This window comes from Cellulosimicrobium sp. SH8, from assembly GCF_025818875.1.
Taxonomy (GTDB): domain Bacteria; phylum Actinomycetota; class Actinomycetes; order Actinomycetales; family Cellulomonadaceae; genus Cellulosimicrobium; species Cellulosimicrobium cellulans_D.
Window position 1 is genome coordinate 1 of sequence record NZ_JAMXMH010000023.1, and the last position, 1202, is coordinate 1202.

A 1202-nucleotide genomic window follows, 5' to 3' on the forward strand; every position below is an offset into this window, starting at 1 on the left:
TGTTGTCCGGTCATGCCGACCGCGGCCGCGGTCTCTTCGTTGGCGTCGTGGCCGAGGTTGATGTCGCGCATGTAGGAGCGCATGGCGGCCAGGCGGCGTAGGACGCGTTCGACGGGGGCGGTGTCTCCGGCGGTGAAGAGTCCGGCGAGGTACTCGAGCGGGATGCGGAGCTGGGAGATGGCGGCGAACAGGGTGCGTCCGTCTTCGCCGTCGTTGCCGGAGGCGGTGATGACGTCCACGACGGGGGACAGGGGTGGGATGTACCAGACCATGGGCAGGGTGCGGTACTCGGGGTGCAGGGGCAGGGCGACCTCGTACTTGCTGATGAGGTCCCAGATGGGGGAGTTCTGGGCGGCGGTGATCCAGTCCTCGGGGATGCCCTCGGCGCGTGCGGCGGCGATGACGGCGGGGTCGTTCGGGTCGAGGAAGACGGCGCGTTGGGAGGCGAGGAGGTCGTGCTCGTCCTCGACGCTGGCGGCTTGGGTGACCTTGTCGGCGTCGTAGAGGACGAGGCCGAGGTAGCGCAGGCGTCCGACGCAGGTCTCCGAGCACACGGTGGGCAGGCCGACCTCGATGCGGGGGTAGCACAGGGTGCACTTCTCGGCCTTGCCGGTCTTGTGGTTGAAGTAGACCTTCTTGTAGGGGCAGCCGGTGACGCACATGCGCCAGCCCCTGCACTGGTCCTGGTCCACGAGGACGATGCCGTCCTCGGCCCGCTTGTACATGGCCCCCGACGGGCAGGACGCGACGCAGGCGGGGTTGAGGCAGTGCTCGCAGATGCGGGGCAGGTAGAACATGAACGTCTTGTCGAGCTCGGTCGCGACGTGTTCGGACATGTGTTGCAGGATCGGGTCGTCGGCCATGGTGGTGGTGGAGCCGGCGAGGTCGTCGTCCCAGTTCGCCGACCAGGAGATGTTCATGTCCTTGCCCGTGAGCAGCGACTTGGGGCGCGCGACGGGGGTGTGGGCGCCCTGGGGGGCCGAGAGCAGCATGTCGTACTCGTAGGTCCACGGTTCGTAGTAGTCGTGGATCGAGGGCAGGACGGGGTTGGAGAAGATCGTGGCGAGCTTCTTCAACCGGCCCCCGGCGCGCAGCTTGAGCTTGCCCTTCTTGGTGCGGACCCACCCGCCCTGCCAGCGGTCCTGGTCCTGGTAGGTGCGGGGGTACCCCAGGCCGGGGCGGGTCTCGACGTTGTTGAACCA

At 67.9% G+C, this 1202-nt stretch carries 1 protein-coding gene; it reads right to left on the reverse strand.

Translation table 11 applies throughout. The annotated features are described in order from the left end of the window. Window positions 1–1202: nitrate reductase subunit beta (narH, locus tag NF338_RS20940; RefSeq protein WP_318783206.1), on the reverse strand; the 1202-nt coding region annotated here is incomplete at both ends.